This is a genomic window from Variovorax sp. GW821-FHT10C12 (assembly GCF_059415405.1).
The window spans coordinates 2,053,649-2,067,026 of record NZ_JBWKNE010000001.1 but is presented as its reverse complement, the minus strand read 5'-3'; the positions used below and the strand labels follow the sequence as shown (position 1 = coordinate 2,067,026).

Sequence of the window (13,378 nt, the reverse complement as noted above, 5' to 3'; positions counted from 1 at the left end):
ACCAATCCCGCAGGTCGCGCCGGTTAAAATCAGAGGCTTTGTCGACGGGCCGCGAAACAAATTCGCTGCAGTTGTGACAAAACACTTCAAAATCAAAGCTCAGGAAGCATTTCAATGGCTATCGAACGTACCCTTTCCATCATCAAGCCCGACGCCGTCGCCAAGAACGTCATCGGCAAGATCGTTTCCCGCTTCGAGGCTGCCGGCCTCAAGGTTGTCGCCGCCAAGCTGGTGCACCTGTCGCGCAACGAAGCCGAGCAGTTCTACTCGGTGCACAAGGAGCGTCCCTTCTTCAAGGACCTCGTCGAGTTCATGATCTCGGGCCCCGTGTTCGTGCAAGCACTCGAAGGCGAGAACGCCATCGCCAAGAACCGTGACCTGATGGGCGCCACGGACCCGAAGAAGGCAGCCGCCGGCACCATTCGCGCCGACTTCGCCGACAGCATCGACGCCAACGCCGTTCATGGCTCGGACGCGCCCGAAACGGCAGCGAACGAAGTCGCTTTCTTCTTCGCCGGCCTCAACGTCTACGCACGCTGAAGCCGTTTCTCGCCTGAATTCATGACCACAGCCAATCTGCTCGAATTCGATCTCGACGGGCTGGCTGCGTTCTGCGAAAAACTCGGCGAGAAAAAATTCCGCGCCACGCAGCTGTTTCGCTGGATCCACCAGCGTGGCGCCAGCGACTTCACCCAGATGACCGATCTGGCGAAGTCGCTGCGCGAGAAGCTCGCGACCACCGCGCGCGTGGAGGCCCTGTCGGTCCTCACGCAGCACGAATCCAAGGACGGCACGATCAAGTGGCTGTTCGACGTCGGCGGCGGCGATGCGGTCGAGGCCGTGTTCATTCCCGAAGACGATCGCGGCACGCTGTGCGTGTCGTCGCAGGCGGGTTGCGCCGTGGGCTGCCGCTTTTGCTCGACCGGGCATCAGGGCTTCAGCCGCAACCTCGCCACGGGCGAAATCGTCGCCCAGCTCTGGTTCGCCGAGCACTTCCTGCGCAAGCACCTGAATCGCAACGAGCGCGTCATCTCCAACGTGGTGATGATGGGCATGGGTGAGCCGCTGCAGAACTACTCGGCGCTGGTGCCCGCATTGCGCACCATGCTCGATGACAACGCCTACGGGCTGTCGCGCCGCCGTGTCACCGTGTCGACCTCCGGCGTGGTGCCGATGATCGACCGCCTGGGCACCGATTGCGCCGTGGCCATGGCCGTCTCGCTGCATGCGCCCAACGATGCGCTGCGCGACGACCTCGTGCCGCTCAACCGCAAGTACCCGATCGCCGAACTGCTCGAGGCCTGCAAGCGCTACCTCGTGCATGCGCCGCGCGACTTCATCACCTTCGAATACTGCATGCTCGACGGCGTGAACGACCAGCCCGAGCACGCGCGCCAGCTGATCGAGCTCGTGCGCAAGCACGACGTCTCGTGCAAGTTCAACCTGATTCCGTTCAACCCGTTTCCGGCGTCGGGCCTGCTGCGCTCGCCGCAACCGCGCGTGCTGGCCTTTGCCCGCATGCTGAGCGAAGCGGGCCTCGTGACCACCGTGCGCAAGACGCGCGGTGACGACATCGACGCCGCCTGCGGACAACTCGCCGGCGACGTGAAAGACCGCACCCGTGCGGCCGAACGCATGGCCCAGCGCCGTGCGGCAGTGGCCGAGCGCCCCGTCGTTCTGCACCCGCCCCGCGCCAAGACCACCAAACCAACCGTTCCCCAGGAGCATTGACGCAATGAGCATGGCCTTACCGACGACGACCGCGAGCGCGCAGCGAGTGCTGAGCGCAGGAATCGCGAGCGTCGCCGTGGTGCTTCTTCTCGCTGGCTGCGTCAACACGCGAACCACCACCACCGGGCTTGTCGGCAGCGGGGCCGACAGCGGCACCACGGTCGTGACCGACGTCGACGAAAACAACCGCCGCCGTGCCCGCCTGCGGATGGAGCTGGCCGCCGGCTACTTCGAACAAGGCCAGACCTCGGTCGCCCTCGAAGAGCTCAAGCAGGTGCTGACCATCGACCCGAACTACGCCGACGCCTACAACCTGCGCGGCCTGGTCTACATGCGGCTCGAGGATGCCGGTCTGGCCGAAGACAGCTTCCGCCGCGCCGTCGCGATCAATCCGCGCGATGCCAACACGCGCCACAACTACGGCTGGCTGCTGTGCCAGCAGAGCCGCTACGGCGACGCCGCACAGCAGTTCGCCGCCGCATTGGCGGTGCCAAGCTACACCGACCGCGCCAAGACGCTCATGACCCAAGGGGTCTGCGAGCTCAAGGCCGGTCAGAGGCCGCAAGCCGAACGCAGCCTCCAACAGGCCTACGAACTCGACGCCGGCAATCCGGTGATCGGCTTCAACCTGGCCTCGGTGCTGGCGCAGCGCGAAGAATGGTCGCGCGCGCAGTTCTACATCCGCCGTGTCAACAACAGCCCGTCGGCCAATGCCGAGACGCTGTGGCTCGGCATCAAGGTCGAACGGAAGCTCAACAACCGCGAGGCTGTCGCGCAGCTGGGCGGTCAACTGCAACGACGTTTCCCTCAATCGCGGGAGGCAATGGCGTACGAGCGCGGGAATTTCAATGACTGAACGGGTTTCGGAGTTCGGGACGTCCGCGGCACTGCCGCTGGCAGAAGGCGACGTCGCGCACAAGACGGCTGGCGACATGCTGCGCGAGGCGCGCGAAGCGCATGGCCTGCACATCGAGATGGTGGCCGCGGCACTCAAGGTGCCGCCGCAAAAGCTGCTGGCGCTCGAGGCCGACGACATCGCCTCGCTGCCCGACCCCGTGTTCGCCCGAGCCCTGGCCAGCAGCGTGTGCCGCGCACTGCGCATCGATCCGGCGCCCGTGCTTGCCAAGCTGCCAGGCGCGCAACGCGCACCGCTGGCCGAAACCAATCGCACGCTGAATGCCCGCGTGGTCTCCGACACGCCGCGCTGGAGCGGTGGGCGTTCCGGCGGCCTGCCATCGCGCGCGCTGTTGACGGTCGTGGTGCTGCTGCTGATCGGTGCCGGCGTGCTGTTCTGGATGCCGCAGTCGGCGTTCGACCAGATCGGCGCCTCCGTCGCGCGACTGACCGCAAAGAACGATGCCGAGGTCATGCCGCCCGCCGATCAGGGGGGCGTCTCGGAGCCCGTGCCGACGCAGGCCGTGGCGCCGACCGGTCCGGTGGGCGCTGCACCGGTCGCCGGCGCGGTGGCTGCTGTGCCCGCCGCCCCGGCCTCTGCGCCCGCGGCAGCCGTCGCCAACACCAGCACGGCCAGCAGCCAGCAGCTCGTCCTGGTGGCGCGCGAGGAATGCTGGGTCACCGTCACCGAAGCCGGCGGCAAGCAGTTGCTGCGCCGCAGCCTGCAGGTCGGCGAAACCGTCGGCCTGTCCGGCACGCTGCCGCTGTCCGTGGTGGTCGGGCGCGCATCGGCCGTCGATGTGCAGGTGAACGGAAAGCCCTACGATCTGAAGCCTGTCACCCGCGGAGGCGGCGTGGCGCGTTTCGAGGTGAAATCGTGACAACCGACTGCACTCCCCAACCCATTGAATCGGCTGCGCCCAAGGCGCGGCGCTCGCGCCAGGCCAGCGTGGTCTGGGGGCCGCGCACGGTCACGGTGGGGGGCGATGCGCCCACGCGCGTGCAGTCGATGACCAACACCGACACGGTCGATGCCATCGGCACCGCGATCCAGGTCAAGGAGCTCGCCATTGCGGGCTCCGAGATGGTCCGCATCACCGTCAACACGCCCGAAGCCGCCGCGCAGGTGCCCTACATCCGCGAGCAACTCGATCGCATGGGCATCGACGTGCCGCTGATCGGCGACTTCCACTACAACGGCCATCGCCTGCTGACCGACTATCCGGCCTGCGCCGAAGCGCTGAGCAAGTACCGCATCAATCCCGGCAACGTGGGCAAGGGCGACAAGAAGGACAAGCAGTTCGGCCAGATGATCGACGCGGCCATGCGCTGGAACAAGCCGGTGCGCATCGGCGTGAACTGGGGCAGCCTCGACCAGGAACTGCTCGCCAGCCTGATGGACACGAACAGCCAGCGTGCCTCGCCCTGGGACGCCAAGCAGGTGATGTACGAGGCGCTGATCACCTCGGCCATCGAGTCCGCCAAGCTGGCTGAGTCGATGGGCATGGCCGGCAACCAGGTCATCCTGTCGTGCAAGGTGAGCGGCGTTCAAGACCTGATCTCGGTGTACCGCGAACTCGCGCGGCGCTGCGACAACCCGCTGCACCTGGGCCTGACCGAAGCCGGCATGGGCACCAAGGGCACGGTGGCCTCGGCCACGGCGCTGTCGATCCTGCTGCAAGAGGGCATCGGCGACACGATCCGCGTGTCGCTCACGCCGCAGCCGGGCGAGTCGCGCACGCAGGAAGTGCTGATCGCCAACGAAATCCTCCAGGCCCTGGGCCTGCGCGTGTTCGTGCCGAGCGTCACCGCCTGCCCGGGCTGCGGCCGCACCACGAGCACCACGTTCCAGGAACTGGCCAAGCAGATCGACGACTACCTGCGCCTGCAGATGCCGGTCTGGCGCAAGAAATACCCGGGCGTCGAGACGCTGAAGGTGGCCGTCATGGGCTGCATCGTCAACGGCCCCGGCGAGAGCAAGCACGCCGACATCGGCATCAGCCTGCCCGGCACGGGCGAAGCGCCGGCCGCGCCGGTCTTCATCGACGGCGAAAAGGCCCTCACGCTGCGCGGCGACAATATCGCCAACGAGTTCCACCAGCTCGTCGAAACCTACATCGAAAAGCGCTTCGGCAGCGAGCACGCTGTCCTGGCCTGACACCTCCGCAGATCCATGGCTGAAAAACTGAATGCCGTCAAAGGCATGAACGACATATTGCCGCCCGAATCGGCGCGCTGGGAATGGCTCGAAGCCATCGTGCGCGACCTGATGGGGCGCTATGCGTACCGCAACGTCCGCACCCCGATCCTGGAGCACACGGCGCTGTTCGTGCGCGGCATCGGCGAGGTGACGGACATCGTCGAGAAGGAGATGTACGCCTTCGAAGACCGTTCGGACAAGCATGGGCAGTCGGAGCACCTGGCGATGCGCCCGGAGAACACGGCCGGCCTCGTGCGTGCCGTGATCGAGCACAACATGCTCTACGAAGGGCCCAAGCGCCTCTGGTACACGGGCCCGATGTTCCGCCGCGAAAAGCCGCAGCGCGGGCGCTTCCGTCAGTTCCACCAGATCGGCGCCGAGGCGCTCGGTTTCGCCGGGCCCGATGTCGACGCCGAACTGATCCTGCTGGCCACCGCGCTGTGGAAGGCCATCGGCCTGACCGATGTGCGCCTGGAACTCAACAGCCTGGGCCAGCCGGCCGAGCGCGCGTTGCACCGCGCCCAGCTCATTGCCCACTTCGAACAGCACGCCGACAAGCTCGACGAGGACGGCAAGCGCCGCCTGCACAGCAACCCGCTGCGCATCCTCGACACGAAGAATCCGGCGATGAAGGAAGTGGTCGAGTCGGCGCCGAAGCTGATCGATTTCCTCGGTGCCGAATCGCTGGCGCACTTCGAAGGGCTGCAGGCCATCCTCAAGGCCAACGACATCGCCTTCACGATCAACCCGCGCCTCGTGCGCGGGCTCGACTACTACAACCTCACGGTGTTCGAGTTCGTGACCGACCGCCTCGGCGCGCAGGGCACGGTGTGCGCTGGTGGCCGCTACGACGACCTGATCGCCCAGATCGGCGGCAAGCCGGCGCCCGCGGTGGGCTGGGCCATCGGCGTCGAGCGCGTGCTCGATCTGCTGAAAGAGCAGGGCGCCGAAGTGCCGGCACCGGTGCCCGATGTCTATGCCATCGTGCCCGACGCCGCTTCGATGCCCGTCGTGCTGCGCGCCTTGCAGCAGCTGCGCGAAACCGGCGTGCGCGTGCAGATGCACGCCAGCACGGCCGAAGGGCTTGCGAGCTTCAAGGCGCAGATGCGCAAGGCGGACGCCAGCGGCGCCGCCTACGCCCTGATCTTCGGCGCCGATGAACTTGCGCGCGGTGAAGTGACTCTCAAGGCCTTGCGCGACGCCAGCGTCGCGCAGTCCGCCCGTTCACTTGCTGAAGTGACCACCTGGGCCGCCACCCTACAATCGCCGGCTCCCAACCTCTGACAGCGCATGGCCACCCATCTCGACCTCGAAGAACAGGAACAGCTCGACCAGCTCAAGCATTTCTGGAACACCTACGGCACCCTGATCACCTGGGCCGTGCTGCTCGTCGCCGGCGCCTTCGTGGCCTGGAACGGCTGGCAGTACTACCAGCGCACCAAGGCTGCCCAGGCCGCGGCCCTTTATGACGAGGTCGAGCGCAGCACGCAGTCGGGCGACGTCGAGCGCATCCAGCGCGTGATGACCGACATGAAGGACCGCTTCGCAGGCACCGCCTACGCGCAGCAAGCCGGCCTGCTGGTCGCCAAGACGCTGTTCGACAAGGGCAATGCCGATGGCTCGCGCGCCGCGCTGGGCTGGGTTGCGCAGAACGCCGTCGACCCGGGCTACCAGGCCATCGCCAAGCTGCGGCTTGCGGCCGAACTGCTCGATGCCAAGTCCTACGACGACGCGCTCAAGCAACTCGACGGCAAGGTGCCGACCGAATTCGAACCGCTGGTGGCCGACCGCAAGGGCGACATCTTCATGGCACAGGGCAAGCGCGACGAGGCGCAGGCCGAGTACCGCAAGGCCTGGACCGGCCTGGGCGCCGGCTCGGACTACCGCCGGCTGGTCGAGATCAAGCTCAACGCGGTCGGTGTCGACCCGAAGACCCTGGCGCCGACCGTCACCGTGACGCCCGCCGTCCCCAAGAACTCCTGATCGCACACCCTCATGAATTTCAAGCGTTTCAAGCCTGAATCGACCGCCCTGCGCGCGGGTTCTGCTCTTGTTCTGGTAGCGCTCCTGGCCGCCTGCTCGGGCTCCGGCAAGCCCAAGCCTGCCGAGCTGCCGGCCAACCCGTCCCTGATGGGCGTGCGCCAGGCCTGGAACGTGCGGATTCCGGGCGTCGAATTCCCGCTCACCGCCGATGTCAGCGGCGACATCGTGACCGTGGCCGGCAGCGACGGCACGGTCGTCGCCATCGATGCCCGCGCCGGCCGCGAGACCTGGCGCGCCAGCGCCGGCGCGCCGCTGGCCGCCGGCGTCGGCAGCGACGGTTCGCTGACGGCCGTGGTCACCACCAACAACGAAGTGGTGGCGATCGAAAACGGCAAGGTGCTGTGGAAGCAGCGCCTGTCGGCCCAGGCCTTCACGGCACCGCTGGTGGCCGGCCGCCGCGTCTTCGTGCAGACCGCCGACCGCAGCGTCAGCGCCTGGGACGGCCAGAGCGGCCGCCGCCTGTGGCAGCAGCAGCGCCCGGGCGAAAACCTCGTGCTGCGCAAGTCGGGCGTGCTGATCGCAGTCGGCGACACGCTGGTCGCCGGTCTGGGCGGCCGACTCGTCGGCATGAACCCCGGCAACGGCAGCTCGCGCTGGGAGGCCCCCATCGCCGCGCCGCGCGGCACCAACGACGTGGAACGCCTGGTCGACCTGACCGGCAGCGTGAGCCGCTACGGCGACACGGTCTGCGCACGCGCCTACTACGCCAGCGTCGGCTGCGTCGACACCCTGCGCGGGCAGCTGCTCTGGAGCAAGCCGGCCTCGGGCGCCGACGGCGTGAGCGGCGACGAGCGCTTTCTCTATGGCACCGAATCCGACGGCAGCGTCACCGCTTGGCGCCGCGCCGACGGCGAGCGCGCCTGGCAGATGAGCCGCCTGAAGAACCGCGAACTGACCGCACCGTTGGCCGTGGGCCGCTCGTTGATCATCGGCGAGAGCACCGGCACGCTGCACTTCGTGTCGCGTGAAGACGGCGCGCTGCTGAACCGCGTCACGCCCGACGGCTCGGCCATCACCGTGACGCCGGTCCTGGCCGGCAACACGGTGGTCGTCGTGACCGCCAAGGGTGGCGTTTTCGGTTACCGCCCTGAATAATCATTTTTTGTCTTTCTCTTACTTCCAAGGCCCGACCATGAAAACCGCGCCATCGAAAGGCCGGCCATGAAGCCGGTCGTGGCCCTGGTCGGCCGTCCCAACGTCGGCAAGTCGACGCTCTTCAACCGCCTGACCCAGACGCGCGACGCCATCGTCGCCGACTTCGCCGGCCTCACGCGCGACCGCCATTACGGCAACGGCCGCCTGGGCAAGCACGAGTTCATCGTGATCGACACCGGCGGCTTCGAGCCCGATGCCGGCAGCGGCATCTACAAGGAAATGGCCAAGCAGACGCGGCAGGCCGTGGCCGAAGCCGACGTTGTGATCTTCGTGGTCGATGCCCGCGAAGGCCTCTCGGCGCAAGACCACGACATCGCCAACGAGCTGCGCCGACTGGGCAAGCCCTGTGTGCTGGCGGCCAACAAGGCCGAAGGCATGCACGACGGCACCAAGCTGGTCGACTTCTACGAGCTGGGCTTCGGCGACGTGCACGGCGTGTCCGCGGCGCACGGGCAGGGCATGCGCGACCTGGTCGAGCTGGCGCTTGAGCCGCTGAACCTGGCCGACCCGGACGATGAGGAAGACGAAGACGAGGTCAACAAGCCGATCAAGCTGGCGGTGGCCGGCCGTCCCAACGTCGGCAAGTCCACGCTGATCAACACCTGGCTGGGCGAAGAGCGCCTGGTGGCCTTCGACATGCCCGGCACGACGCGCGACGCCATCTCGGTGCCGTTCGAGCGCAACGGTCAGCGCTTCGAGCTGATCGACACCGCCGGTCTGCGCCGCAAGGGCAGGGTTTTCGAGGCGATCGAGAAGTTCTCGGTGGTCAAGACGCTGCAGGCCATCGAGTCGGCCAACGTCGTGCTGCTGTTGCTTGACGCGACGCAGGGCGTGACCGACCAGGACGCGCACATTGCTGGCTACATCCTCGAAAGTGGACGTGCGGTGGTGATCGCCATCAACAAGTGGGACGCGGTCGACAGCTACCAGCGCGAGCAGATCCAGCGGCAGATCGAAACCCGCCTGCCGTTCCTGAAATTCGCGTCGTTGCATTTCATCTCGGCCATCAAGCGCCAAGGCCTGGGCCCGGTGTGGCAGGCCATTGCGCAGGCGCACAAGTCGGCCACGCGCAAGATGTCGACGCCGGTGCTGACGCGCCTGTTGTTGGAGGCGGTGCAATTCCAGGCGCCCCAACGCGGCGGCATGTACCGGCCGAAGCTGCGCTATGCGCACCAGGGCGGCATGAATCCGCCCGTGATCATCATTCACGGCAATTCGCTGGAGCACGTGACCGACGCCTACAAGCGTTTCCTGGAAGGGCGTTTCCGCAAGGAATTCGACCTCGTGGGCACGCCCTTGCGGATCCAGTTCAAAAGCTCGCAAAATCCGTTTGCGGACAAGGACAACTGAGGGCGCTTGGCTGCCGATGGCAGCCGATGAGCCGCAGCAGGAGCGGAAGTTCCGTCTTTTGAGAACCGTTATTTTCTCAAGGCTTTTGACCCCGATTGCTGCGGCGCAGAAACCCTGTGTTAAGGTCATCTCTCCAACAACTACTCTTGAACACGGAGAATATCGTGAGCAATAAAGGGCAACTTCTGCAAGACCCGTTTCTGAACACCTTGCGTCGCGAGCATGTGCCGGTTTCCATTTATTTGGTGAACGGCATCAAGCTGCAGGGCCAGATCGAGTCTTTCGATCAATACGTCGTGTTGCTTCGCAATACAGTGACGCAAATGGTCTACAAGCACGCCATTTCCACCATCGTGCCGGGTCGTGCCGTCAACTTCTCGGCCAACGAGAACGACGACGCCGCCGCCTGATCGCGCGGAGCGCGGCGGTAACCCCGCCGCGCTTTTTCCATATCTGATTCCGCTTGTCTGATTCGATCCCCCGCCAGGAAGGCGCCGCCGTTCTCGTCGGCGTCGATTTCGGGCTGCCCCATTTCGACAGCGAGCTCGAAGAACTCGGCCTGCTCGCACAAACCGCGGGCCTGACGCCCGTCGCCCGCCTGGCCTGCAAGCGCAAGGCGCCCGATGCGGCGCTGTTCGTCGGCAGCGGCAAGGCCGAAGAGATCAAGGAGCTCGCCGCGATGCACCGGGCGAGCGAGGTCATCTTCGACCAGTCGTTGAGCCCTGCGCAGCAGCGCAACCTCGAACGCCAGCTCGATGTCGCGGTCTACGACCGCACCTTCCTCATCCTCGAGATCTTCGCTCAGCGCGCCCGCTCGCACGAAGGCAAGCTGCAGGTCGAGCTGGCCAGGCTGCAGTACCTGAGCACGCGGCTGGTCCGTCGCTGGTCCCACTTGGAGCGCCAGACCGGTGGTGCAGGTGTGCGCGGCGGCCCCGGCGAAAAGCAGATCGAGCTCGACCGTCGCATGATCAACGAGTCGATCAAGCGCACGCGCGAGCGCCTGGCCAAGGTGCAGAAGCAGCGCAGCACGCAGCGCCGCCAGCGCGAGCGCCGCGAGACCTTCAACATCTCGCTCGTCGGCTACACCAACGCGGGCAAATCGTCGATCTTCAATGCGATGGTCAAGGCCCGCGCCTATGCGGCCGACCAACTGTTCGCCACGCTCGACACCACCACGCGCAACCTCTACCTGGGCGATGCGCGCCGGCAGGTGTCGATCTCCGACACGGTGGGCTTCATCCGCGACCTGCCGCACGGGCTGGTCGACGCGTTCAAGGCCACCTTGCAGGAAGCGGTCGACGCCGACCTGCTGCTGCACGTGATCGATGCCTCCAACCCGCACTATCCCGAGCAGATGGCAGAGGTCCAGTCGGTGCTGCAGGACATCGGCGCAGGCGACGTGCCGCAACTGCTGGTGTTCAACAAGCTCGATGCCCTTGAAAGCGCGCAACATCCGCTGCATCTGCAGGACGAGATGGAAATCGACGGCGTGCAGGTTCCCCGCATCTTCCTCAGCGCCAAGACCGGTGAAGGCCTGCCGTTGCTGCGGGCCGAGTTGGCCCGGCAGTCGGGTTCCGTCGCCGATACGATGACCCCTGAGGCGGACGCTGAATTGCACGATGCGGCCCCTTGATTGGGCACAATCCCGCCACTGACACGAGAACGAAGCGAATGAATGCAAAGCCAGCGCGGAGAGGGTTTCTGGGCATGTTCAATCTGAACGATGGCCGATGGGGTCGTGGCGACGAGCCGTCCTCCAACGGCGACCGCCCGGCCGGCAACCGGCCGCCCGATGCCGATCCCCCCGGCGCCCCGATCCCGCCGCCTTCGAGCGGCAACCAGAACAACAACGGCAACGGCAATCGCCCGCGCGGCCAGGGCCCCAATCAGGGCCCGCCCGACCTCGACGAACTCTGGCGCGACCTCAATCGCAAGCTCGGCGGTTTCTTCGGCGGCGGCAAGGGTGGCGGCAATCGTCCCAATGGCACCGGCGGCGGTGGCGGCAATGGCTACAAGCCCGACATGAAGAATGCCGGCTTCGGCATCGGCCTCGTGGCCATCGTGGCGGTCCTGATCTGGCTCGGCACCGGCTTCTTTATCGTGAACGAAGGCCAGCAGGCCGTCATCACGCAGTTCGGCCGCTACAAGAGCACCGTGGGCGCGGGTTTCAACTGGCGCCTGCCGTACCCGATCCAGCGCCATGAACTGGTGGTGGTCACGCAGATCCGCTCCACCGACGTGGGCCGCGACGCCATCGTGCGTTCCACCGGTCTGCGCGAATCGGCCATGCTGACCGAAGACGAGAACATCGTCGAAATCAAGTTCGCCGTGCAGTACCGCCTGAGCGATGCGCGCGCCTGGCTCTACGAGAGCAAGTCGCCCGCGGAAACCATCGTGCAGGTGGCTGAAAGCTCCGTGCGCGAAGTGGTCGGCAAGATGAAGATGGACGCGGCGCTCGCCGAAGAGCGCGACCAGATCGCACCCCGCGTGCGCGCGCTGATGCAGACCATCCTCGATCGCTACAAGGTCGGTGTCGAAGTCGTCGGCATCAACCTGCAGCAGGGCGGCGTGCGTCCGCCCGAGCAGGTGCAGGCCGCCTTCGACGACGTGCTCAAGGCCGGCCAGGAACGCGAACGCGCCAAGAACGACGCCGAGGCTTACGCCAACAACGTCGTGCCGTTGGCCACCGGTACCTCGTCGCGCCTGAAGGAAGAATCCGAGGCCTACAAGGCGCGGATCGTGGCGCAGGCACAGGGTGATGCGGGGCGCTTCAGCTCGGTGCTGGCCGAATACCAGAAGGCACCGCAGGTGACGCGCGACCGCATGTACACCGACGCCATGCAGCAGATCTACGCCAGCACGACCAAGGTGCTGGTCGACAGCAAGCAGGGTTCCAACCTGCTGTACCTGCCGCTCGACAAGCTGATGCAGCAAGGCGGCAACAACACCGCGGCCACGCCCGTGGACGCTGCCAACCCCAACGTGGCCGGCACCGCACCGACCCAGTCGTCGGTGATCCCGGTGGCACCCACCACCACCGACGTGCGCGCCCGTGACGGCCGCTCGCGTGACCGCGACGTGCGCTGAGAAAGGCCCGGAACAACATGAACAGAATCGGTTTCATCGCCACTTCGGTCCTCGTCCTGCTCGTGCTGCTGAGCTCGACCCTCTTCGTGGTCGACCAGCGCCAGTTCGGCGTGGTCTATGCCCTCGGCCAGATCAAGCAGGTCATCACCGAGCCCGGCCTCAACTTCAAGCTGCCGCCGCCGTTCCAGAACGTGTCGTACATCGACAAGCGCCTGCTGACGCTGTCGAGCCTGGACACCGAGCCCATGCTCACCGCTGAAAAGCAGCGCGTGGTGATCGACTGGTACGTGCGCTGGCGCATCTCCGACCCGCAGGCCTACATCCGCAACGTCGGCCTCGACGAAAACGCGGGCGCCATGCAGCTGAACCGCGTGGTGCGCAACGCCTTCCAGGAAAACATCAACAAGCGCACCGTGCGCGACCTGATTTCCGTGCGCCGCGAGGCCCTGATGGCCGACGTGCAGCGCGAAGTGCTGGCCGTGGTGAAGGGCGCCAAGCCCTGGGGCGTCGACGTGGTCGACGTGCGCATCACCCGCGTGGACTACGTGGAAGCCATTACCGAATCGGTCTACCGCCGCATGGAAGCCGAGCGCAAGCGCGTGGCCAACGAGCTGCGTTCCACCGGCACGGCCGAAGGCGAGAAGATCCGCGCCGACGCCGACCGCCAGCGCGAAGTGATCGTGGCCAACGCCTACCGCGACGCCCAGAAGATCAAGGGCGAGGGCGATGCCCAGGCTGCCGCGACCTACAGCGAGGCCTTCGGCCGCGATCCGCAGTTCGCCCAGTTCTACCGCAGCCTCGAGGCCTACAAGCAGAGCTTCAACAAGAAGAGCGACGTGATGGTGCTCGACCCGTCCTCGGACTTCTTCCGCGCCATGCAGAGCTCCGGCTCGGCGCGCAAGTAACAACAGGCCGTCC

Annotated in this window: 13 protein-coding genes; all 13 read left to right on the top strand. The window is 66.3% G+C overall.

Annotation, left to right across the window (positions count from 1 at the left end):
- Positions 1-114: 114 nt before the first annotated feature.
- The 13 genes from ndk to hflC all read left to right on the top strand — a co-directional run bounded on the left by ndk (position 115) and on the right by hflC (position 13,365).
- The gene (ndk, locus tag AC07OH_RS09950) at positions 115-540 is read left to right on the top strand and encodes a nucleoside-diphosphate kinase (protein WP_489058395.1); all 426 of its coding nucleotides are present in this window, start codon (positions 115-117) and stop codon (positions 538-540) included.
- A 21-nt stretch (positions 541-561) separates the two neighbouring features.
- Positions 562-1,731 carry a dual-specificity RNA methyltransferase RlmN gene (rlmN, locus tag AC07OH_RS09945; RefSeq protein ID WP_495300483.1) on the top strand — a complete coding sequence of 390 codons (1,170 nt, stop codon included), beginning with the start codon at positions 562-564 and terminating at the stop codon, positions 1,729-1,731.
- 4 nt (positions 1,732-1,735) lie between these two features.
- On the top strand, positions 1,736-2,587 hold the full coding sequence (gene pilW, locus AC07OH_RS09940) for a type IV pilus biogenesis/stability protein PilW (protein ID WP_489058393.1): 852 nt from the start codon (positions 1,736-1,738) through the stop codon (positions 2,585-2,587).
- On the top strand, positions 2,580-3,506 hold the full coding sequence (locus AC07OH_RS09935; RefSeq protein ID WP_489058392.1) for a helix-turn-helix domain-containing protein: 927 nt from the start codon (positions 2,580-2,582) through the stop codon (positions 3,504-3,506). The genes pilW and AC07OH_RS09935 overlap by 8 nt, the downstream gene beginning before the upstream one ends.
- Positions 3,503-4,783, top strand: a complete 1,281-nt coding sequence (ispG, locus tag AC07OH_RS09930; protein WP_495300482.1) for a flavodoxin-dependent (E)-4-hydroxy-3-methylbut-2-enyl-diphosphate synthase — start codon at positions 3,503-3,505, stop codon at positions 4,781-4,783. The genes AC07OH_RS09935 and ispG overlap by 4 nt, the downstream gene beginning before the upstream one ends.
- 15 nt (positions 4,784-4,798) lie before the next feature.
- Positions 4,799-6,109, top strand: coding sequence for a histidine--tRNA ligase (hisS, locus tag AC07OH_RS09925; protein ID WP_495300481.1), 1,311 nt, complete (start codon positions 4,799-4,801; stop codon positions 6,107-6,109).
- Between the two features lie 6 nt (positions 6,110-6,115).
- Positions 6,116-6,808 carry a YfgM family protein gene (locus tag AC07OH_RS09920; protein WP_307586896.1) on the top strand — a complete coding sequence of 231 codons (693 nt, stop codon included), beginning with the start codon at positions 6,116-6,118 and terminating at the stop codon, positions 6,806-6,808.
- A gap of 12 nt (positions 6,809-6,820) precedes the next feature.
- On the top strand, positions 6,821-7,963 hold the full coding sequence (gene bamB / locus AC07OH_RS09915) for an outer membrane protein assembly factor BamB (RefSeq protein ID WP_489058388.1): 1,143 nt from the start codon (positions 6,821-6,823) through the stop codon (positions 7,961-7,963).
- 66 nt (positions 7,964-8,029) lie between these two features.
- A complete protein-coding gene (gene der, locus AC07OH_RS09910; protein ID WP_489058387.1) occupies positions 8,030-9,373 on the top strand; it encodes a ribosome biogenesis GTPase Der in 1,344 nt (447 codons plus the stop codon).
- Positions 9,374-9,537: 164 nt separating this feature from the next.
- Positions 9,538-9,783, top strand: coding sequence for an RNA chaperone Hfq (hfq, locus tag AC07OH_RS09905; protein WP_056582504.1), 246 nt, complete (start codon positions 9,538-9,540; stop codon positions 9,781-9,783).
- 53 nt (positions 9,784-9,836) lie between these two features.
- Complete coding sequence (gene hflX / locus AC07OH_RS09900) at positions 9,837-11,006, top strand: GTPase HflX (RefSeq protein ID WP_070061004.1); 1,170 nt, start codon at positions 9,837-9,839, stop codon at positions 11,004-11,006.
- A gap of 74 nt (positions 11,007-11,080) precedes the next feature.
- Entirely contained in the window at positions 11,081-12,460 is a 1,380-nt protein-coding gene (gene hflK / locus AC07OH_RS09895; protein ID WP_489058386.1) for an FtsH protease activity modulator HflK, read from the top strand.
- 17 nt (positions 12,461-12,477) lie between these two features.
- Entirely contained in the window at positions 12,478-13,365 is an 888-nt protein-coding gene (gene hflC / locus AC07OH_RS09890) for a protease modulator HflC (protein ID WP_062480758.1), read from the top strand.
- Positions 13,366-13,378 lie beyond the last annotated feature (13 nt).